The following is a 22,798-nucleotide window of genomic DNA, read 5'->3' as shown; positions in this document are numbered from 1 at the left end:
CGGCGCGAGGTTTGTAACCTAGTGGGCTAAGTAAAAACCGAGCAACAAAGAGTTAATCGTCCCTAGAAAGAACCCAAAGGGCAGCGCATGTTTGGTATTTATGCTGCGTTATCGCCTATTCATGGGGAATAACCACACTACATAGGCTCCGCCTTGCCTAAAAACCAAACATACTGCTGCAAATTCACCCACCAAAGATCAACACGCCCTAATAATTACCAAATAACATTGGTACAGTCCTTGCTCTACCTAGTTAATAGCTAACGTTTAATTGGAGTAAAAGTATGAAGTCGTTTTTATTATTGGCATTTGCAGGGTTAAGTGCAACGGCATTATTAACCTTCTCCCCTTTTACTAAAGCGCAGTGGTATGAATCAACAGGCCATGCGAACGTTCAAAATGGTGATACGAGCGCAGCTAAATCTGCCGCTATAAAAGATGCGATTACACAAGCGCTAGTGTTCTCTGGCGCACGGGTTAGCTCTGTACAAACCTTAGTAGATGGCGTGTTAATGCAAGATCAGCTAAAAATTAGCAGCCACGGCGAAATTCAAAAAATTGAACTGATCAGCGAAAATAAATACGACAATAAATTTGCGATTACATTACGACTCGATATTTTTTCTCAAACAGAGCAATGCCCACAAAATAGTTTTAATAAGTTTGTGGCCGTTACACAAAGCCAACTTGTTCATCGTGAACACGCCAAAATGGGTCAAATATTTGACGTAAGCAAAGCGATTAGCAAAAATATTTTTACTTCCCTGCAAAAATCAAAAATGAGCGCAGTACCTATTGCTTACTATAATAATGCAATAAGCGTTGATAAATACTTTTCGCAGCAGCACGACTATTCAAACGCTCAATTAGAAGAAATATCTTCGCGAAGTAACGCTCAATATGTTCTGCTTAGCCAAATAACCAGCCTTTCGACTAGCGACAAACTCAATAACGATTATGCATTTTGGCAAGACGAGGCGTATGAGCGCAGTTACAACATTGAGTTTGCACTGTTTGATGGCACTACCTATGAGCAACTTTGGCAAAATAGTTACCATACTCAAGCAATTTGGCCATTTGAAAAAACAACCATAGTTGATGTTAATAGTGATAGATTTTGGCAATCGCCTTATGGGCAAAGCATAACCGATATCAACCAATCAGTAAGTTATGACATTCAAGCAGCTATGGCGTGTTTACCTACTCAAGGTAAAATAATGCATATGGAAAATAGCAAAATCGTTATTAACTTAGGTAAAGCTCATGGGTTAAAAAAAGGCCAAATGCTAAGCATTGCGCACCATAACTATTTAACCGACGCGGCAGGTAATGTTATGCCACACACCATCACCACGCTTAATAAAATTCGCGTAGAGCAGCTTTATCAGCAAACTGCAGTAGCTGTCAGTATTGATGACAAACCACTACCTGGCGTGCAAATTAACGATGTTGTAGAAATAATCAGCCAAGATCTTTAGAGTTTTTTACTCAATTTAGCTTTTAAATTAGGGTGAGCCGATAACCACTCGCCCAATTGTTCTACACCAGATAAATGCGGATAATGCTTTCTGCATGCAAACACCACATTACGCTGCTGATTAGGAAATATAGGCAAGTAATCAATCCCTACACGGTCGGTACATGCCAACTTTGGTACAAATGTAATACCGTCATCCATAGCCACTAACGCTAATAATGTTTCTAAACTATTACCTTTATACTGGTTAGATACATCGACTCCTGCAGAAAAACAAAACTTTTGGGCTTGATCTTTAAAGCAATGGCCATCACTTAACATTAATAGGCTGCATCCTTGAAGATCGCTCAGCGCTACTTTTTTATGCTTAGACAGCGCGTTATCGTGTGATACCGCCACTAAAAAATCTTCTTTGTATAAAGCAACCGTATGGTAATTAATAAGCTCTGGCACATCGGCTAAAATAGCAAAGTCGAGTTCACCCTTGTTTAAAGCTTCTAAAATTGTTGCTGTTTGCATCTCAATAAACGAAAACTGGCTATCAATAAATGCCGCTTTCATCGATGTTAATAACGCAGGCAACAAGTAAGGCGCAATGGTAGGAATAATACCAATAGTTAATTTACCTTGTAGAGGCTCGTTAGAAGTAGCAGCAAGTTCTTTGAGTATTTGCGTTTGTTCTAAAATAATCTCTATTTGCGTCAACAAACGTTCACCTTTTGCTGTTAAGGTAACTTGCTTGGTTGAGCGATCAAACAAAGTAACGCCAAGCTCATTTTCGAGTTTTTTTACTTGACCACTTAATGTAGGCTGACTAACAAAACATGCATCGGCAGCTTTGCGAAAATGTTTATATTGCGCTATTGCTTTTACATATTCAAAATCTTTTAAGTTCATATTCAGCTCTACGTGATAGTTTATAACTATCAGTTTAATACAAACAAACGATTGGAACTATATTTAATTATTCACCATAATGGCTATCAACAAATCAAGAGGAACAAAAATTATGTTAAACAATATCGAAGGTCAAACAATCCCAAGTGTTACATTTGCAACTCGTCAAAATAACGATTGGAAATCAGTAACAACAGATGACATTTTTAAAGGTAAAACTGTTGTAGTGTTTTCACTACCAGGTGCATTCACACCAACATGTTCATCAACTCACTTACCACGTTACAACGAATTAGCAGGCGTACTTAAGCAAAACGGCGTTGACGAAATTGTATGTTTATCAGTAAACGATACCTTTGTAATGAACGCATGGGCTGAACATCAAGAAGCGCAAAACATTACTTTATTACCAGACGGCAACGGCGAATTTACTGACGGCATGGGCATGTTAGTAGACAAGAACGACCTAGGCTTTGGTAAGCGCAGCTGGAGATACTCTATGCTTGTTAAAGATGGCGTGATTGACAAAATGTTCATCGAACCAGATTTACCAGGTGACCCGTTTGAAGTATCTGACGCAGACACAATGCTTGATTACATCAACCCTAAGCAAGCTAAACCAGAACCAGTAAGCATCTTTACTAAACCTGGCTGTCCTTTCTGTAAAAAAGCAAAAGAGCTTCTTGCAGAAAAAGGCTTCGCATATGAAGAGATTGTTATGGGTGCAGGCGCATCACTAACAAGCCTAAAAGCTGTATCTGGTCGTGACACTGTTCCACAAATATTCATTGGTGGTAAACACATCGGTGGTTCAGACGACTTAGAAAAATACTTTGCTTAATTAATAAGTAAATTAAATACCTAACGTTAGTAGGTAAAAAATAGGGGCTTTATGCCCCTATTTATTAGAGGAAAAAATACTATGAAAGAATTGCAAACCGATGTTGTTGTTATAGGCGCAGGCACTGCAGGTTTAAGTGCTTATCGTAATGCTAAACAGTTCACACAAAATGTATTAATGATCGAATCAGGCCCATACGGCACCACATGTGCACGTGTTGGTTGTATGCCAAGCAAGTTATTGATTGCAGCCGCCGAAGCCGCACACGCAATTGAAATGGCACCTGCATTTGGTGTTCATAGCTCAAAGCCTGTCATTGATGGCAAAGCAGTTATGGCACGCGTTAAAAGTGAACGAGATCGTTTTGTAGGATTCGTAGTAGAAGCCGTAGATGAATTACCAGAAGGTGATAAAATCCGTGGTTACGCTAAATTTTTAGACGCAAACCGCCTACAAATAGACGACCACACAATTATTACAGCAAAACGCTTTGTAATTGCCACCGGTTCACGCCCTTCATACCCTGGCGTATTTAATAACTTTGGCGACAAACTTATTATAAACGACGACGTATTTGATTGGGATGACCTACCAGAATCAGTCGCTGTATTTGGCCCTGGTGTAATAGGTCTTGAAATTGGCCAAGCACTTAGCCGACTAGGCGTAAATGTAAAACTATTTGGTGTAGGCGGCGCAATTGGCCCACTTACAGACCCAGTAGTAAAAGACTATGCAAATACTGTTTTTGCTGAAGAATTTTTTGTAGATACCGACTCAAACGTATCTGACATGATGCAAGTTGGCGACAAAGCACAGCTAACTTACACCGACAAACAAGGTGAAAAACACACCGAACAGTTTGACTACGTACTTGCAGCCACAGGCCGAGTACCTAACGTAGATAAACTAGGCCTTGAAAACACAGGCATTGAACTTGATGAACGCGGCGTACCGCACGCAGACACACATACAATGCAGTGTGGCGAGTCAAACATATTTATAGCAGGCGATGCGAGTAACATGCTCCCATTGTTACACGAAGCATCAGACCAAGGTGCTATTGCAGGTCAAAATGCCGGGCGCTTCCCAGATGTACGTATAGGTCTGCGCAGAGCTAAAATTGCAGCTGTATTTAGCGACCCACAAATAGCAATGGTAGGCGAAAGCTACAAGCAAATTACTGACCGATTAGGCCCATGCGGTTGTTTTGAAGTAGGCGAAGTCAGCTTTGAAAACCAAGGTCGTAGCCGAGTAATGCTTAAAAACAAAGGTTATATGCGTGTATATGCGGAGCAAGGCACAGGCTTATTTTTAGGTGCAGAATTTATTGGCCCACAAGCCGAACACATCGCTCACTTACTAGCATGGGCTGTACAAAACAAAATGACCGTACCAGAAATGCTTGATATGCCATTTTACCACCCAGTAATTGAAGAAGGGTTACGTACCGCCCTTCGCGACTTAAATGCCAAACTTAAATTTGGCCCAGACATTGTAAATTCATGTATGGAATGTGGTCCAGGCGCATAACCTATTTACTACACATACAAACTTGCTAAGTAAAAGCCAAAACTAACGTTTTGGCTTTTTTATAATTTTTTTAAGCTGACCTCTCAAAAAAAAATTTAGCTGTTACACTTAATTGATAATTCAATTAAAAAGATGGAATAGCTATGCCCAATAATAAATTTAGACTAGTCACTCGCAGCGATTTTGATGGCTTAGTTTGTGCCGTATTGCTTAAAGACTTAGACCTAATTGACGATATTTTGTTTGTTCATCCAAAAGACATGCAAGATGGCAAAATAGACATTACCGAAAACGACATTACCACCAACCTCCCCTACGTTGCAGGTTGTCACATCGCATTCGATCATCACCTTAGCGAAACCGTTCGTAACTCAAGCGACATAAAAAATCATATTATTGATCCAGAAGCCCCATCAGCAGCTCGCGTAGTTTATGACTATTATGGCGGCGCTGAAAAACTTCCAAATATTTCTGTTGAAATGATGGACGCGGTAGATAAAGGCGATGCTGCTCAGTTTTCAAAAGACGAAATATTAAACCCAACCGATTGGGTCTTAATGAACTTTATTATGGATGCGCGAACTGGCCTTGGTCGTTTTCGCGAGTTTAAAATTTCAAATTACCAATTAATGATGAAACTGATTGATGCGTGTAAAGATCAGAGCATCGAAGAAATCCTACAAATGGAAGACGTAGCCGAGCGTGTTGCTTTATATAACGAGCATAACGAAAAAGCTAAAGAGCAAATTTCTCAATGCGCTACCGTCCATAAAAACTTAGTGGTCCTTGATTTAACCCAAGAAGAAACAATTTACGCCACAAACCGATTTGTTATTTATGCAATGTACCCCGACTGCAATATCTCGATTCATAAAATGTGGGGCCTTAAAAAACAAAACGTAGTGTATGCCGTTGGCAAATCAATCACTAACCGCAGCTCAAACACGAATGTTGGCGAACTGTGCCTTAAATATGGCGGTGGTGGTCATTTAAATGCAGGTACTTGCCAAGTAGAAACAAGTAAATCTGAAGCCGTACTTAGTGAGCTAATCGATACGATTACAAGTGATGGCTAGGATTTAATATTTCATTATGTAAAAGCGAGTAAATTAACGTTTACTCGCTTTTTTTGTGCAACAAACTATTTTAGCTAAAGTCATAAAGACTATGAGCTATAAAGTCATTATCTGACTTAGTCGCGCCCTTCTTTACAAACCTTTATTACAATAAAGCATTTTATGCGCTGATTGCCATTAGTAAATTAACCAACCTAAACTTACGAGACTAGCAGTCGTCTATACATAATTCCGTTCATTAGTGCATTACTTTTCACAGTTCCGAACTTTATTGAAAATAAATTGGTTAACCAAAAAAAAATCAAAGTTTTTTTCTAACTATAAGAAAAATAAAGCCAATAATAAGAAAAAATATAAGTTGCAAAATTGTAAATATAAAAATAACATATTGGATAGTAAGAAGCCAAAATAAAACCTTACCAATTTTAAAACCAATTAACTAGCAAGCCTTAATAAATAAGAGCAGAGGCTTACTACTTTTACATGGAAGAACATAATGCAACAAAGATATATAACACCAATGATTAAAGCATCTGCTGTAGCTATTACTTTATTAAGCTTTACACCTAGTAAAGCATTAGCATCGTGTAACTACAGTGGTAACGCCCCTAGCGGCTCTTACGCACCTGGATATGTTTCTGGCAATCAACGTACAGAAGTACAAAAAGCTAAGTTACAGGTTGGTCCAAGCTCAACAACTTGCTACTCACAAAGCCAAATTAAAAACAGCAGTTCGAAAAACGACCATTTTTATACAACTTCAGATGGCTCCGTTCTTTACTTTTATGAATCGGGTGATAGTAATAGATCAGAGCTTCGTGAGGAACGCGAGTTTAAAATTAGCGAAAATACATCATCAAGCCGCTACATCCGAATTAATTCAAAGTTTGTATCTAAATCATCAAACCTAGGAAAAGCCATTTTTGCACAAGTGCACGTAGATGAAAGCGGACAAAAAGGGCCACTAGCCGCACTTAAGTGGGCTGCAGCTGGCGAACAAAAAGATGCATACAACAACTCGCCTGAAGGGATCTACCTTTCACTTCGCAGAACCATGAACTGCTCAGGAACTGATTGTTTCACACATATTTATGTAGGCAATTACGACGAAACATTTAAAACTTATAGACTAGGTTTATTTAACGGAAAGTTAAGATTGAAGGTTAACGACTCATATATTAACTTGCCACGTAAAGATATTTACGATGAAGACGGTGATGGCAATAAATCAGAAGTAAAAACTGGAAGCTCTATCGATTTAAGAAATAACGCTGACTGGAAAGATAAAAAACTCTACCTCAAAACAGGTGTTTACATAAACACAGATGGTAGCGCAAAAGTAGCAACTAAAAACTTAAAGTTTTATTAAGCGTTAGTTATATGTATAGCTCGTCAAATATACGACGAGCTTTACTTAGCGCTAATATAAATAAATTATGAATAAGCACAATCATGACAAAAAGCAAAAACAAAGCAACAAAATGGCAAAGTAAATCGACTACATTAACGTTGATGGCCCTCGCTTTTCTATGTGGTTATTCTACTGCTTTATTAGATGTATTTGACTCATTTACGGGAGAAGTTGAATCGTATGAAGTAAAAAACATTCAACAACTCACACTTACTAACCACGAAAAATTAGATACTCGCCTAGCTAATAAAAACCTAAACAAGCCGCCAGAAAGCAAAATAAAGGTTATTCCAAACCATACCAACGAAAGTTTTGTTAACCCTGTTGAGGCTCACTTTCAAAGCAGTGACACCTACGATGCCATATCAATATTAAACAAAGTGATTATATTATCTGAAATGGGGAATTATGCTGACCAAGGTGAAATAGCAGAAGCGCTCGATTCATTTAAAAACTTACTCGTCACCTCTGCCGATGAACAAGCTAACTTAATTGATCATATGAGGACACTCAGTTTTGAGTCAAAAGAATTTCATCATATTGTATCTATTTTACAAGAACTACCTGAACACCAAGGTAGCCTTGCCTTAACGAATGTTGCGCTTGAGCTTAGTCAAAATGATGATATTAAATCACAAGAACAGTTCTTATTACTTGCCGCAAACCTAAATAATAATATTGAAAATCCACGTATTCAAACTGCCCTTGCTGATGTCGCAATTTACGCTGAAGACTCTGAGCACATTGTTTTAGATGCATTAACTTTATTAAAACCTTTTCATATGGATAACTACGAAAAAGAGCAAATATTAACGCGAATAAATAACCTATTAGCGACTAGCAATACTACTAACCGCAGCCAACTTATTAATAACGCATTAAAATTTAGCAACAACGAAGAACGCGAGCATATGGCAAGCCAATTTATAGATTCTAACTATGATATTGAAACACGCCATGAGATTTTAAGTGGGCTTCACACTGGCATTGTACCTCGCTCAAATCAGCTCAAAGAACTGTTATTAAACATAGCTAGTAATCAATCAGACCCGCTAAACCAGGCAGCACAAAGCACGCTAAAAGAGTTGTTTTATATTACCTACCAAGAATATAAACAAATTAAAAATTAAGCAGGCAAATACTAATGTCTACAAAACCATTGCAATGGTGAACTAATACTCAAAGTAAAAGGCTTGTGGTTCGCGGGTAAAACCGCTTGTAAAAAGGTAATAGCACAAGACACTATTCATGGAAGGTCGAAAAAGCATAACCTAAAGCTATAACGTATTAGCTAAAGCTATCTCTTTTAAATAAAATTGCAGTTAAACACAGCATTTCAAATAGCCAAAGCGACTAAGAGAGCTTTAGCTCATCTCAAACAACAAGAAAAAGCCAAAATCACCTATAGGTAGCTACTTGCCAGAATGGCAAAAAGGCTTTTACTTGGAGTTCTGTATATAACTGTACTAAGTAATATAAAAACGCGGTTACTTCATTGTCAGCTTAGAGCTATAAGGTGATATTCTATAAATTCATTTTTTAAATAATATAAATTAAATAGAAAGAGAATAAACACGGAGTAATGTAGAGATAGTTTGACAGCAATGCGTGTCGGTTAATAAGTTTTATTAAACTTGAGTACTAAAAGTGGAGACTAAAGAGCACATATTACGTGCAGTTTAAAAACAAAAAACTGACATAACAGTCAGTTTTTAAAATAAATATAAAGCTATTAATTTATTGTGGGTTCAGGATCGCTTTTTTTGCTTTACCAGCTCTAATCGCAATATCACAAGCTTTTGATAGCTTACGCATAGCTTCAACTTTACGTTGATTAGTCACTTCATTTCTTTTTGAACGCATAATCTACTCCGTCATTACCAAAACCACACCATGGTTCATATTCTAGTCGATAAACATACCGCTTTGCAAGCAAATTGTAAAATGAGACAAGTCTTTTGTCTGCGGCTGACNGACGCAGTGTAAGCCGTAGCCTCGTTATCTATAGAGTGAGATAATATTAACCCAGAAATAACCCTACCTAGCAAGTTTAGTTGCTTTCTTGTAGCTGGTTCCTTTGGTCGCTCAAATGGAGTTTCATTTTCAATATTAGATTTAAGATCAAACTTAATCTCATAGCAATTTTCGTCGAGTTCCATCCCTATTAACGATTCGGTTTCTTTAAGTCTTTCTGCACTAAAATCACTTTCAGTCGAGGGAAGTATATATACTGTGTACTCATCACCCATGATATTACATTCGAGCTTGCTTACAGTATAGCCTAAATCAACTTCGATGAACTCAACCTGTGGCAAATTATTATGATCAAGAGCTCTAAAAGTATCTACAACATCACCTAGAACCGTGTCAGTACTAGTTTCATTATTGGGTACCACATTGTAGTTTAAAAACCTTGCTCCACTTGAAAGTACATTGTCTTCAATAGCAGCTAATGGAAAACCTGTATTGCTGACACCCAACACAATTAAAATATCATTTGGTTCCCATTTTAAATCACAAGGATCTATGCTTGGAATATCTTTAAAACTAACAATACTATTTGGTTCAGTAATAGAGCCGTGTATATGTATAGCACTTCCACCTGACTTTTCGATTAAATCATCAATATTAAGTGTGTAATGTTTAAACTCTACACCAATTGAATCACAGTATGTCTCAAGGTATTTACATTCATCGTGAGCTTTATTTGGCTTGAAGGCTGCATATCTATATCTAATACTCTCAATTAACTTCAATAATTCAGATTCATCAGCTACTTGAAACTGTTTATACTCAGGAGTTTCTTTGATGTTTTCATATAAAGGTAAACCCGAAGGAACAGAAAGTCCTGCACCTGATAAGATAACTACTTTCATAATTTGAATACACTATTGTTCATTCGAATTACCAATCCTCGGTTATTATTCTCATATCCATTAAAAAAAATACCACAACGGACAATTATGGTATTGGTAAACAATTATGCATCAAAGGCTTATAAATTCCAATAAACTAAATAAGCCTTCAAGTAGAAAAACTATTAACTTTACATCTGTACAAATGAACTCAACCAACTACTTTTACATTTATTAGGCACTCATAAATTAAATCACTATACAAAAATCAGCGGGGTATTAAGAAGGTATAAATAGGCTTTCTAAAATTATAACAATTCAATTTAGATTGCTATAAATGTGCTATAAAAAATTAAGAAAAAGGAATGTGATGCATAAACTATTGATTTAATTGGTAGCCCCTGCAAGAATCGAACTTGCAACTGCCCCTTAGGAGGGGGCCGTTATATCCATTTAACTAAGAGGCCACAAACAAGCTGTGTGCTTAGAGGTGTGAATTATAACGGCATCTGGTTTTTTATATCAAGCGACAACTGAACTTAATTGCTTGATAAGTATATATCTTCTTTATTTAGTACATAAATTGGGATTAGTTTTCGACTACTCGCGACGATTTTTTTTGTATGCGCGTTAATTACACGTGTATTTACAACAACAGCATCACTGCGATAAATTAATGTACCCGCTAATACATGGCTCGCCATTTGATCTTCGCTAAGCTTTTCAATATCGCGCGAAAAAGCAAAATCACCACGACTATTTACATCTATTGTTTGAGTGGTTTTAAAATCAACCACGCCATAACCAAACTTTTGTAACTGATGAATTAACGTTTCAGAAATTTGATTACCTAATTGATTACTTTTAGTAAGCGATGAGTCAAGATCGACCAAGGTAGTAACGGCAATATTAATATTGGCGTTGGTATCACTTTCAAACTCAAGCGTATCAACCAAATCAAGTGCCATTTGCTCTACATAGTTAGCAAGTGTTTTATGGTGCTGAAGTGGTGTAAATTGATTGCCGTTAGCATCATCTTGAGTTGATTTTTGCTCGGCTGTTTTAAGCATGCTTGCTAAGTCATAATTTACTTGTGTGGTTGAAGATGCATTCATTTCAGCACTTTCATTATTTTGAGTAAAGGCACAACCAGTTAAATTAGCTAAAGCAAAAAAAACGATAAAGCGGTTAAATAATTTACTATACATAATTATCTCACTTGCTTGCTTGTTTTAACATTATGCCATCAGTGCGATAGCTACTATTAAGCGCATCAACAACTGACTGTGGAATAAACCCTTGTGCAGAACCTACCACGGCCTTACTTTCTAGCCCAACAATACGTGCATTAACAAGTACACCACCTTGATGGTTTACAAGCGTACCGGCTAGTACATATTTAAAGTTTTGATCTTGATTTAGCTCTAAATAGTCGCGACTAAATACAAAGTCGCCTGTTGAGGTAACACGCATATAATCAGTTGTTTTAAAATCAATAACGGGTACACCAAAGCTGTGTAATTCATGCATGAAGCTTTCTGCAATTTGGTTTCCTAGTAAGCTACCATCGTTGTAGTCTTCATCTAAAAAAATAAAACTCGAAACAGCTAACGGTGTTTGTTCACTTACATACTGTAAGTTTTCAACCATGTCTTGCATTATGCCGCGCACATAATGGTTAATATTTTTGCGCATTGGCGGTGTTGCTTTTGTGTAGTTATCTTGTGGAGCCATTCCTGACTGAAATAAGTTATCGTCAGAAACAGGCGCTGCAACGTCGCGTTGGTTACTCACCAGTTGGTTGCTTTGCTCACTTTGTGGTGTTGTGGTGTCTGTATTCATTGTGCCTAGTATTTGAGAGCAACCAAAGCCCAGTGGTAAGCATAATGTAATTAATAGGTTTTTCATTTTGTGCTCCAAATTAGTATTCGCTTCGGTATAAAAGTCCGTCACGCTGCTGAATTTTCTCATTGCCCCACATTACATTAATTGGGATCTCGGTACTTCCCGCAGAGAGCACCTGTTTATTTTCTATATTCACAAGCCGTGCATTAACTATGTATGCATGCTGCTGACGAGTCACTGTTCCTGTGATAACTAAGTCAATATTTTGGCGATTACGTAATTTACTTAAATCGCGACTTAAAATACTGTCTGAGTTTTCTGATAAAGAGAGGTTATTCCCAAGTCTGTACTCAACGGTGTGATAACCCAGTTGAGTAAATTGTGTAAGCAGACTTTCTTGGATCTGCTGACTTAAGCCTGAGGCCTGCCCTGTCACTAATTTTGTATCTAGTGCATCTGCATAAAAGAAGCTACTAACGCCAACACGTGCATTAGCATTTAATGCTCCGTTTAGGTGGTTAAGTTGCGACGTTAAATTAACTACATAGTCATTAACCGTAAAAGGAGCCATGGCTGCTTTAGGTGCATCTGTAGGCACACTTGGTTCTGGCGGCGGCACCAAGTTACAAGCAGCTAAATTTAAAAATAATAAAGGCAGTAAAAGGCGCATAATTGCCATCCTCTTCAAAACATACTGAGGATGAAGCAATTTGTATGCCGACTTAACTATTGTGCGATAAAGGGCTGATCTACGTAATAGCTAACTAAACAATTTATATTTTGGCTCTTTAATTTTTGACAGTCAGCCATAGCGTTTTTTTTGTCTATGTATGCGCCTAGCTTTAAACGGTTATACATAACTCCTTTTACATTTATTGTTTCAACATTCATCACAAAGTTATCGCCTAGTAAGCTAGGAAGCTTTTTTTGTAGTTGCCTAAAAGCTAAAGAGAGTTGTTCTTTTTGCGTTATTGAAAGCACTTGTAAAGCAAATTTAGGATCAACTGGTTTTTTTAATTGTAAATTGGAGCGATTAATTTTGTTGGTATGAACGATTTCTGCTTTTATTACTGGTGCGTTTTTCTGCTCATTTTCTTTTGCAATTGTATTGAGTTGCGATATTAGTAAGCTTAAGTCTTCTTCAATAAGTAATAAACGCGCAAGTTCTGGCTTCATATTTTGCCACTGCTGGGAGCTTATTTTTAAAGTTTCAAGTTCTTGCTTTGTTATTTTTACGTAGCTTTTTTCGTCAGTTACGTTGGTCTGAGTAGCACTTCCATCAATTGCTTTATTATTTGCACAACCATAACTTAGCAACATTGCACTGATTAAAAATATACATTGAACTCTTTTCATCCTAATTCCTTTAATGGAGTATTTTATGTGTTTCAACAACACACTTTAATCCTTGCGCTTTTACTGAGTCGCATACAGAAATAAGCTCTGGCGAACTGTTTGTTGCGTACGCTAAGGCTAAAATAAATTTATTTTTAGCTTTATCATGCATATAAAAAGCTTCTTGCTGCTCTATTCGTGGTGCTATTAAACGGTAATAAATTTTTAAGATATTTAACGAACTAAAACTTCCTGCATTGGCAATGCTTCCAGTTGTTGCACTGAGCGCCTTTAACGTTAAATCAACGCCCATTACTACATCTCCTTGAGGCGATAAATTAACTGTTATATTTTGAGTGTTTTTTAGCTGCTTGCGTTGTTTATATTCATCATCAATTACTGCTTTATACTGCCCCGGTTTAAGGTCTGTAAATAAATAATAGCCATCATATGCTGCTTGAGTTTGTGCAACTTGATCCCCTTTCTCATTCAACAGCGCTATATTTGCAAAGGGTTGGATCTGTGTTGTATCACCTTTTTGTTGATAAACAACTCCCTCCACTTCACTTGCATTATTTAATGCGAAGTCCATATACTCTACAAAACCAGCCCTTGGGGTAATAGAAAAACCCTCGTTAGCTGGTATTAAAAACGGATCTTCAAAACTATTTCTATCAAGTATTATATCTGTTGTACGATTTGCTGGCATTGAAGTTAATAGCGCAACGCCATGTTCGTCTGTAATTGCTTGACGATAATTGTGAACGCCTTTTACTTTTACGCCGGCAACGCCGTGCTCATCATCATCCATAATACCGTTATTATTTTGATCTAAGAATACGCGTAACATTAAGCTACCCGTGTTAGTTAAGCTGCGCTTAGAGACAAAATATGTATTGTGTTCAACATCAAAACCTAAGCTAAAACGGCTATAAATACCGAGCCGCCAATCATCGTTACTGTTGTAGTTTAAGTTACTCGTTAAACTAAACTTGTCGCTTTGCCAATTGAGCCCTAATTCGGCCGATTGAATATTATTACGAAGTGAATCAGTTAAAGTAAGTTCCGCTTGTAAATCTCGGCCCAAGTTGCGGCTAAACTCAGCCTCGTAACTAACAAGCTCACTTACTGGCGATATACTATAATCTATACCAAACCTTGTGTAGGTTCTCCCAAAGCGCTTTTGAAAACGTGTTGTTCCAAAAGTACTCTTAGAGCTATCGTCTTGTTGCCACAGCAATTGGTTACTTAGTGCAAATCCTGAATATGAGTAGTTGAACTGGTTGCGTACTTGTTTAAAACGCCCTCTAATATCACTATCGTCATATAGGACGTTATTTTGATAAGAAAGGCGTCCATAGGTATTATTCATTAGCCCACCAGCTAAATTTATTTGGTAGCTGTTAAAATCTTGCTGCTGTTCGTCGGTACGATTTGTAGCGCTAAAAAGTAGTGATTGTTCGGCAATTTGAGTTCGGGCTGTAAATTCAAATTCTTGTTCATTGTTATTATTTTTTTCAACATTCGCATTTAATAATAATCGGTCAAATAAGCTTATGTTGGTACCAAATGCATACTTAAGTAGATCGTCATCTGTATTTTTTTGACCTGATGTAGCAGTGTATACAGATATATTATCTGTAAGCCCTTGCTCATATCTACCCGCAATTTGCCAACCCTGCCCCTGCGAGCTTGAAACATTGTTATTTAGTAACTGCTTGCCTTGTTCAGTAACCGACAATTCATAGTTACCTTGTCCCTGCTTAAGTTGATTTCCGTCCACAAAGTAATAATCACTTTTACGCTCAACTTGACCTTGAGGCCCATAAAAAATAAGCTCAAAATTATTAGCTCCAAATAATAGGTTTATATTATCAAAAATATAACGCCCATCTGCGAGGCTAAGCTGCTGGTCTATTAATATTTCATTACGATACAGCTCTACATCCCAACCTGGCTGTATAGCACCGCTTAAGTTAATTTGATTATTGACTATTTTTCTATTGGTTACATTATTAGAAACTTTAACACCTCGGGCATACTGACTACTGTAGCTATTACCAACTTGCGTGGCGATAACATCACCAAAAGATATTTCAGTAGGCATGAAGCCGTTTTTTATTTCTTTGTCTAAGTTTTGCTTTGTAAACGTTAACCTAGAGTTGGTAAGTAAGTCAGTACTTCGTCCAGACAAAAAATACTCTGCAGATAAATACGCAAAGTCTTGAGTGCCTAAAAGTGAATAGTTCGTAGAATGCCTATCATCGCTCGCGGTAAAATTTAGTTGTAAGTCGGCAACCGGAGAAGATAGCGCTTTATATGGGCTAGCTTTCCATGGCAGCGTAGGTGGCGATCTTTTGTTAGGTGATTTAAGGTTGCGCGACTGTCTGTATCTTTGTTGTTCAACCGGTAAGGGGCTCTCTGAGCTTATAAGTAATTCTAAATCTGGGTAATCAATATTAAACTCTAGATTTAAAGCATTATGTAAACTTTGAATATCTACATAAATATCATCTTCAATGGTAATTTGATTTTTTGCTAATAAGTAGCTCTGTGTAGGACTAGTAAATACAGCGGGTGTAACCGCTGCATTTAGAAAAAGAGGTTGTTGATTTGCTCCAACACCTTGAGCAATTCGATTGCTAGCATCAACATTCATTGCAAATTGTAGAATGTCAAATAAGTCGCTTAAACTAACTTGTACACTTTGCTCGCTTTTAATTGCTGCAACTTCACCTAAGTAGTATGAGTTTAAATAAAGCGAAAGTATTAATAACTCGCCTGTGGCGATTCGCTGTTGCTGATTTTCTTTGTTTTTATAATCAATTACTTCAACGGGCTTAGTTAGCTTTAGTTCAATTGCGCGTAGTGTTGTTAAAGCATCCCCTACGGAAGAATTAGGATTAGCGATTACACTATTACTAAGCAAACTACTTATGCTTAGTAATAGTGCATACAATAAATTATTTAGCGTCATTCACTGTTAAAACATTAAGTGATTGTGAAGTTAAAGGCAGAGTGTATTGTGCAAATGTAAGGTCTTTATATTCTTGACTGCCTTCATATTTAAAAATGACTTTTCCTGTTTTATCTAAATTTTTGTCACTAAATAAACTAAGGGTTACAAACGCATTATCCACTTCTGGATAAATACTTAAATTACCAATTTCTGCAATTTTAACTTGCTCGTTATTGCTATCAACAAAGTAAGCACTTAATTTACCGTAGCTACTAAACTTACCTTCTCGTTTTATATTCAATAAAAACTGAGGACGTTGATTGCTTTCATTTAGCACTAGTTGAGCTTGCTCTATGGCAACTTCTGGCTGTTTCATGTCTTTACGTAACAAAATAGGAATGCTGTAGCTCATAATCATATTAACTTTTATTGAGCTTGTTTTATTAGTATTTTCACCAGGCAATGCTTGAAATAGAAGATGAGAGCGGTACTCACCAGAAGCTAGGCCTTTAGGTTTACGTATTGCTATTTTTACTGTTTGTTTTTCACCAGGTGCTAAACGCATTTGTTTTGGTGACAAACGTGCCATTGAACTTAAACTTTCGCTTGTAGCCTCTGCCAACTGTATGTAGCCACCGCTAGGTTGCGCTTGCTTCTCACTCCATAAAACACGATATGTTTGATATTCATCACCTGTATTAATTACTGTAACTTTAGCGGTTCGTTGGCGTTCATCAAAACTAATACGGGTTGGAGAGATAAGTAAATTTGCGTATGCATTTTTTCCTAAAATACATACACTCAGTGCGAGCAGCACTACAACTTTATAAAGCATGTTTTTCCTTTAGTAATCAATCGTAATTTCTAATTGGGTGTCAGTAATAAAACTACCATCTAAGTAACTTTGGCTAGTCCCTGTCGTTATTAAACGGCCACCTACTTTGAGTAAAAGCTCTCCAAACTCATCGCTAGTTTGCGTTCTTGGTAAATCTACTAATACAACCGAAAACTTGGCACTATTAGCTCCTAGTGCTTCACTTTGCAATGTAGAGTCACTCGTTTTGTTAAACGATATTTGAGTAAGGGGAGGTAAATCGGTAAATAAAAGTTCTGCGGGATTACCCTCAGTTAATACGTAAATATTACCAAATGTGGTTGTTTCACCTTCATGGCTAATGGTTATAGAGCTTAAGGTATTATTTTGAGGGATAACTAAAGTGCCAAAATTAAGCGCTTCTTGTTGTATGCTTGCGCTATAGGCTTGCTCGCTAAACATTAACGAAAGCCAAGCAGAAACATACAAAAAGCGCATTGTTTGTTTAAACACTAATTAATATGACACTTCAATATTAAAGCTACCAGAATACTCACCATCAGGGTAATCCACACTTGATGCGTTTGATGAAGTAGAAAGAGTCGCGCCTATATTAAATGATACAGCGCCATCAACACCAGCCTGTAGGTTGGGCGTAGCACTTGTATATAATCCACCAGCATTAGTACCGCTCGTTATAAAGTAAGTCCAAGTACCTACAGTAAAATCAGGTTCATTCAACCCTTGACCAGCTAAAGGTTGTACTAAAGTATTTACTGGGTCGCTAATGGTTAAAATAGAATTTGGTACTACATCTGACACACTAAAAGCACCCGCTTCACCACCTTCAATTATTGATATAGTTGCCACATTACCAGCAGCGTCGTCTTGCGAGGTAACATTAGTTGCATCAGGATCAGGATTAATTGTAAGCGTAGCTTGCAGATTGCCTGTAGGATCTGAAATAGCACGAATAGTACCAAAATTTAAATCGTTATCTTTTGTGAGTACTACAGCATTTTGTACCGTTACTTTCGCTTCAAATGACTCTGTAGCAGCATAAGTGCTAAACGAGCTGACCACGGTGGCTACAGCTAATGCAGATAAATAAAACTTCATGCTAAATCCTTATAAGAAAATGGGCTTTATCAAATATTTGCCCAACTATAGTTAGTATCGACTATTAGTACAAATACTTTAATACTATATAAGTTTAAAAGGCCTAATTTATTAATTATATTGGCTTTCCGACAAAAGCAGCAATATTACATGCTTGATCAAGCTGATTAGCTAAATAACAAAACGCACTTACTTGAGCATCGTTTTTAAATGGACCTACACGTAATCCATACAAAGTCATATTATTATTTTTACGTTCAAACATAGTAAAATTAAATTGAGTAAATGCACTGGGGTATAATTGCTTAAGCCTTTCGACTCTTGCTTTAACAAGCTCTGGCTTTAAATACCAACCAAGCTGTGCTCCAATTTTAGTTTCATCTGTTAAGGTGAGTTCTGAATTTTGTAAGTTTGGTGTTTTTACTTCGGGAGTGTTATTTAGTGCCGTCGGTTCCAAATTCTGTGAAGGCTGATTACCATAGGTGATATCGGTTTTATTTTGCATGAGTAAAGGAGGGTTTTCAGTTAATTCACTTCGAGACGATAACGCCATAATTAACAGCTGTAAATCATCTTCCATAGCAGTTAAACGACCAATGCTTTCTTGCTGTAAGTGCCACTGCGAAACATACTCTTTTACTTGTTTATCAGTAATTAAAGAATGCTGCACGCTCTCGTTATTTACAGTTGCGCTGCTACATCCATATAAATAAAAAGATAAGAATAAAACTGATATTAAATGACAAGACTTAAAATACCGCATTGCAAAATGCACTCTACTAACCAAGATAATAAATCAAAGCAAATTTTGCGCCACTTTATAGCAACTTTTTAATTAAGTAGTCTATTTTGAGGTAAGAAAAGCCATATCGATAACAAGGCAAAATTTCATCATTTAGTTGGTATCACTAATTGTTGCTGCATTGCTCTAACTCCGGCATACATGCCGTCGTATATCAAAAATTATTAGCGAAGTTAGCGTCAGGTCTAATCCTTCAAATTGATTAGGTATTATTGTAGATTGATATTACATGCTGTGCGCTAAAGCTTTACTGGCTTATCAGTGTAGTTACTTACTATGCAATCGAGTTTGTACAGTTTGAATACGTCACAGTCTGCTTTTGCATTTTTAAAGTTTTGGTAAGAGCCAAGTTTCAGCCTGTAAAACATTTTGTCGTTTATTTTGGCGGTTTCTACGTTAGTCAATATTTTGTCTCTAAACAACGGCGCTGCTTTAGCATTTAGCTCTTGCCATGCTTTAGCCACACCTTGCTCGGAGTCAACCGAAGCTACTTGCAAAGCAAATACATGTTTAGGTGTATTTAATTTTACAGTTTGTTTTTTATCACTGTAGTTTTGTTTAGCTTGTTGGCGTGACTTAACATTGCGTGTGTTTCGTGGTGAGCGTACAGACTTGCTGCTGTACCCTTGATTAGACTGCGCAATAGCTTTGCTGTTTATAATATCAATATGATTTACGAGGTAAGTTATTTCTTTTTCTAATCTTAAAATTCGCTCTATGCCTTCACGAGCTTGTTGCCACTGCATTGCGGCATCTTTTAGCTGAGCAAGTTCAAGGGCTGTAATTGATACGTAGTCAGGCGAGTTACTTTGAGGTTGTTCATCAATGGTTTTTATTTCAGGCGAGACGCTGCATGCTGTACCAAATAAAAGCATTAGCAAGCTAAGTAAAAGCCCAATGTTATTTTTTTTATATATAAACATGTATTAGTTGTCCTGAAAGCAGTGTTTTTACACTACATTTCAGTTAAACATTCTCACAAGAAAGCGTTTAACTTTATTTAAGCTGTGAGCCATAAAACTAGCTCTTCGCATGCTTGTCAGTGTTTCGTAAAACACAACGTTGCATACTCCATCCCTTCCTTGAGAGCATTATTTAATACAAATTCAATGCCAATTAACACAAACTTTACAACATAAATAACAATATGTCTGTAATGACTTAAAAACTTTTATTTTAGAGCTATTCCTTTTCTAATTTTGATCCTGATAAAACTCATAAAAAAAGGCGCCGATATAGGCGCCTTTCATGTTTTCGTTAACTGTTAAATCAGTTTTTTGATAAATGATTTTAATTCATCGGCAAATTCATCGCGACGAAGTGCAAATTCAATCGTTGCCTTTAAGTAACCAATTTTACTTCCACAATCGTGGCTGCGGCCTTTTATAGCGTATGCATCTACTTTTTCGTGTTCCATTAACATCGCAATTGCGTCAGTTAATTGAATTTCGTCGCCTGCACCTTGCGGAGTTTTTGCAAGTAACGGCCAGATATTTTCGCTTAATACGTATCGACCCACTACAGCTAAGTTTGATGGAGCTTCATCTACTGGCGGCTTTTCTACCATATTAAATATTGGCGAGCTTTCACCTTGCTTTAAGTCAACATCACCTAAATCAACCACACCAAACTGGTTAACTTGTGCCATTGGTACTGGTTCTACCATAATTTGACTGTGCTTGGTTTTCTCAAAATTAGCGATCATTTCTGCTAAGTTATCTTTTTTAAGATCGCTCTCTACATCATCAATAATTACATCTGGTAAAATAACTACAAACGGTTCGTTACCAATAATAGGCGCTGCACAACTAATAGCGTGGCCTAAGCCTTTTGCTTCACCTTGGCGTACGTGAATAATGGTTACGTCTTTAGGGCAGATTGCTTGCACTTCGGCAAGTAATTGCCGCTTAACACGCTTTTCTAAAGTAGCTTCTAGTTCAAAACTTGTATCGAAGTGATTTTCGATTGAATTTTTACTTGAGTGCGTCACTAACACTATTTCTTTAATTCCTGCAGCAACGGCTTCGTTTACTACATATTGAATTAAAGGACGGTCTACCACTGGAAGCATTTCTTTAGGAATTGCTTTAGTGGCTGGTAACATACGAGTACCAAGGCCCGCTACTGGGATCACTGCTTTCATTTTATGTTTTCCTTAATCTTTTATTATACTGAAAATGGATATTGAATCGCTTCATGGCATTGATAGCCTGTTACTTCAAAGTCGTCTCGTGTTACCCACGTTTCTATGTCTTCTAATGATGTAATTTTTGGATTAATTTTTAACTGAGGTGACGCAAATGGCTCACGCGTTAACTGCACGTCTCGCATCAGTTCAAGTTGGTTTTCGTAAATATGTGCATTAGCAATTTTATGATACGCCTTACCCGCTTTGTGGCCGGTAATTTGAGCCACTAACGCAAGCAACACAAAACACTGAATTTGATTGAAATTAAGGCCAAGCGGTACATCACAGCTTCGCTGGTATGACGTTAAGTATAGCGTATCGCCAAGTAGTGAAAAAGTGTGCGTATGCATACACGGGCGCAAACAACCAAGCTCAAACTCACCTGGATTATAAAACGTGATTATTTCACCACGGTCATCAATGCCATTTTTTAAGTTATCAATAACTTTGGAAAGCTGATCAAGCGTTGAGCCATCTGGACGTTGCCAACCACGGCCTTGTACGCCATAAACACGCCCCATGTCATCCTCACCTTTACGGTTAGGGTTATTAAGCCATGCGTTGTTATCGTTCGCGTTGGCATCCCATGTTTTACAGCCAATCTCACGAAACTGCTCAGCGCTGTCGTAACCGCGTAAATATCCTAGTAACTCAGCAATCGCTGCTTTGTAGTAACTTTTGCGCGTCGTGATCATTGGAAACTTATTATTAGCCACATCGTATTCTAAATCGGCATTAATAACGGTTAAACAACGCGTACCTGTACGTTTGTTTTCGACCCACTGACCTTCGTCAACAATACGCTGACATAATTTTAAATATTGTTTCATACTTTTCTTATTATGCCTTAGCTGTTTTAACGTGTTCTGGTTGCTTATATGCCCAAATTAATAAGCCTAAACCACCCACTATCATAGGAAGTGAAAGTATTTGTCCCATTGAAATAAAGTCGGCAAATAAACCTAGTTGTGCATCGGGTTGGCGGAAATATTCAATACAGAATCTAAACACGCCGTAACCTAATAAAAATACACCGGCTACACTCCCTGCTGGACGTGGTTTTTTAATAAACCATTGCAGGATTAAAAACAGCACTAAGCCTTCAAAAAATGCTTCGTATAATTGCGATGGGTGACGCGCAAGCGGACCGCCCGTTGGAAATACTATTGCCCATGGCACGTCGGTAACTCGGCCCCATAACTCACCGTTTATAAAGTTGCCAATACGTCCGGCTAAAAGCCCTACAGGAACCAGTGGTGCAACAAAGTCGCCCACTTGAAGCAGTGACTTTTTACGCGTCCACGAAAAAATTGCGACGGCGGTTATAACGCCAAGTGTGCCACCATGGAACGACATACCGCCCTGATCTATTCTAAATAAATACAGTGGGTTTTCTATAAAATAACTAAACTGGTAAAACAATACGTAGCCAATACGCCCACCTAGTATTACCCCTAACATGCCGTAAAACAGTAAATCGCTTACTTGGTCTTTAGTCCAACCCGAATTTGGCTTTGACGCTTGACGATTAGCAAACCACATCGCAAATGCAAAACCTATTAAGTACATTAAGCCATACCAACGTACGCTTAGCGGTCCAACAGAAAAAATAATTGGATCAATTTGAGGAAACTCAAGTGCCATAAAAA

At 37.4% G+C, this 22,798-nt stretch carries 21 protein-coding genes and 1 tRNA gene; 6 read left to right on the top strand and 16 right to left on the bottom strand.

The features are described from left to right. The first annotated feature begins 284 nt into the window (after positions 1-284). Positions 285-1,478 (top strand): flagellar assembly protein FlgT, encoded by a 1,194-nt coding sequence (locus tag L654_RS0121725; protein ID WP_024609034.1) that lies wholly within the window; start codon positions 285-287, stop codon positions 1,476-1,478. Here the strand turns inward: L654_RS0121725 and L654_RS0121720 are convergent. Further along, positions 1,475-2,374 (bottom strand): LysR substrate-binding domain-containing protein, encoded by a 900-nt coding sequence (locus tag L654_RS0121720; RefSeq protein WP_010553232.1) that lies wholly within the window; start codon positions 2,372-2,374, stop codon positions 1,475-1,477. The genes L654_RS0121725 and L654_RS0121720 overlap by 4 nt on opposite strands. A gap of 112 nt (positions 2,375-2,486) precedes the next feature. Between L654_RS0121720 and L654_RS0121715 the strand changes: the two genes are divergently transcribed. The 5 genes from L654_RS0121715 (at position 2,487) to L654_RS0121695 (ending at position 8,362) form a co-directional block, all read left to right on the top strand. Continuing rightward, positions 2,487-3,215 carry a glutathione peroxidase gene (locus L654_RS0121715; protein ID WP_010553231.1) on the top strand — a complete coding sequence of 243 codons (729 nt, stop codon included), beginning with the start codon at positions 2,487-2,489 and terminating at the stop codon, positions 3,213-3,215. A gap of 81 nt (positions 3,216-3,296) precedes the next feature. Then, positions 3,297-4,745 carry a dihydrolipoyl dehydrogenase gene (locus L654_RS0121710; RefSeq protein ID WP_024609033.1) on the top strand — a complete coding sequence of 483 codons (1,449 nt, stop codon included), beginning with the start codon at positions 3,297-3,299 and terminating at the stop codon, positions 4,743-4,745. 143 nt (positions 4,746-4,888) lie between these two features. Next, positions 4,889-5,821 carry an exopolyphosphatase gene (locus L654_RS0121705; protein WP_024609032.1) on the top strand — a complete coding sequence of 311 codons (933 nt, stop codon included), beginning with the start codon at positions 4,889-4,891 and terminating at the stop codon, positions 5,819-5,821. Positions 5,822-6,317: 496 nt separating this feature from the next. Next, the gene (locus L654_RS0121700) at positions 6,318-7,190 is read left to right on the top strand and encodes a polysaccharide lyase family 7 protein (RefSeq protein ID WP_024609031.1); all 873 of its coding nucleotides are present in this window, start codon (positions 6,318-6,320) and stop codon (positions 7,188-7,190) included. An 83-nt stretch (positions 7,191-7,273) separates the two neighbouring features. Further along, positions 7,274-8,362: a hypothetical protein gene (locus L654_RS0121695; RefSeq protein WP_024609030.1), complete on the top strand. Its 1,089-nt coding sequence runs from the start codon at positions 7,274-7,276 to the stop codon at positions 8,360-8,362. Between the two features lie 607 nt (positions 8,363-8,969). Here the strand turns inward: L654_RS0121695 and L654_RS1000000128605 are convergent. The 15 genes from L654_RS1000000128605 to lgt all read right to left on the bottom strand — a co-directional run bounded on the left by L654_RS1000000128605 (position 8,970) and on the right by lgt (position 22,793). After that, positions 8,970-9,095: a hypothetical protein gene (locus L654_RS1000000128605; protein WP_263640638.1), complete on the bottom strand. Its 126-nt coding sequence runs from the start codon at positions 9,093-9,095 to the stop codon at positions 8,970-8,972. Positions 9,096-10,479: 1,384 nt separating this feature from the next. After that, positions 10,480-10,554 (bottom strand) — tRNA-Arg (locus L654_RS0121680). Positions 10,555-10,626: 72 nt separating this feature from the next. After that, positions 10,627-11,295: a FlgO family outer membrane protein gene (locus L654_RS0121675; protein ID WP_024609029.1), complete on the bottom strand. Its 669-nt coding sequence runs from the start codon at positions 11,293-11,295 to the stop codon at positions 10,627-10,629. 7 nt (positions 11,296-11,302) lie between these two features. Beyond that, a complete protein-coding gene (locus L654_RS0121670; RefSeq protein WP_007583141.1) occupies positions 11,303-11,995 on the bottom strand; it encodes a FlgO family outer membrane protein in 693 nt (230 codons plus the stop codon). Between the two features lie 13 nt (positions 11,996-12,008). Beyond that, positions 12,009-12,602, bottom strand: coding sequence for a FlgO family outer membrane protein (locus tag L654_RS0121665; protein ID WP_007583140.1), 594 nt, complete (start codon positions 12,600-12,602; stop codon positions 12,009-12,011). A 56-nt stretch (positions 12,603-12,658) separates the two neighbouring features. Further along, the gene (locus tag L654_RS0121660; protein ID WP_024609028.1) at positions 12,659-13,288 is read right to left on the bottom strand and encodes an SPOR domain-containing protein; all 630 of its coding nucleotides are present in this window, start codon (positions 13,286-13,288) and stop codon (positions 12,659-12,661) included. Positions 13,289-13,298: 10 nt separating this feature from the next. Beyond that, positions 13,299-16,196: an MSCRAMM family adhesin SdrC gene (locus L654_RS0121655; protein ID WP_225305789.1), complete on the bottom strand. Its 2,898-nt coding sequence runs from the start codon at positions 16,194-16,196 to the stop codon at positions 13,299-13,301. 34 nt (positions 16,197-16,230) lie between these two features. After that, on the bottom strand, positions 16,231-17,061 hold the full coding sequence (locus L654_RS0121650; RefSeq protein WP_024589984.1) for a fimbria/pilus periplasmic chaperone: 831 nt from the start codon (positions 17,059-17,061) through the stop codon (positions 16,231-16,233). Between the two features lie 9 nt (positions 17,062-17,070). After that, positions 17,071-17,553, bottom strand: coding sequence for a DUF4402 domain-containing protein (locus L654_RS0121645; RefSeq protein ID WP_024589985.1), 483 nt, complete (start codon positions 17,551-17,553; stop codon positions 17,071-17,073). Positions 17,554-17,556: 3 nt separating this feature from the next. Further along, positions 17,557-18,159 (bottom strand): DUF4402 domain-containing protein, encoded by a 603-nt coding sequence (locus L654_RS0121640; protein WP_024589986.1) that lies wholly within the window; start codon positions 18,157-18,159, stop codon positions 17,557-17,559. Between the two features lie 115 nt (positions 18,160-18,274). Continuing rightward, on the bottom strand, positions 18,275-18,829 hold the full coding sequence (locus L654_RS0121635; RefSeq protein ID WP_024589987.1) for an SPOR domain-containing protein: 555 nt from the start codon (positions 18,827-18,829) through the stop codon (positions 18,275-18,277). Positions 18,830-19,200: 371 nt separating this feature from the next. Then, positions 19,201-19,884, bottom strand: coding sequence for an SPOR domain-containing protein (locus L654_RS0121630; RefSeq protein ID WP_024589988.1), 684 nt, complete (start codon positions 19,882-19,884; stop codon positions 19,201-19,203). Between the two features lie 341 nt (positions 19,885-20,225). Continuing rightward, positions 20,226-21,104, bottom strand: coding sequence for a UTP--glucose-1-phosphate uridylyltransferase GalU (gene galU, locus L654_RS0121625; RefSeq protein WP_024589989.1), 879 nt, complete (start codon positions 21,102-21,104; stop codon positions 20,226-20,228). 23 nt (positions 21,105-21,127) lie between these two features. Beyond that, a complete protein-coding gene (locus L654_RS0121620; protein ID WP_024589990.1) occupies positions 21,128-21,979 on the bottom strand; it encodes a thymidylate synthase in 852 nt (283 codons plus the stop codon). A 10-nt stretch (positions 21,980-21,989) separates the two neighbouring features. Further along, positions 21,990-22,793 (bottom strand): prolipoprotein diacylglyceryl transferase, encoded by an 804-nt coding sequence (lgt, locus tag L654_RS0121615; RefSeq protein ID WP_024609027.1) that lies wholly within the window; start codon positions 22,791-22,793, stop codon positions 21,990-21,992. Positions 22,794-22,798: the final 5 nt, after the last annotated feature.

The sequence above is a fragment of the Pseudoalteromonas sp. TAB23 genome, from assembly GCF_000498075.1.
In the GTDB taxonomy this organism is placed as follows: Bacteria; Pseudomonadota; Gammaproteobacteria; order Enterobacterales; family Alteromonadaceae; genus Pseudoalteromonas; species Pseudoalteromonas arctica.
This window is presented reverse-complemented; position numbering and strand designations above follow the sequence as displayed.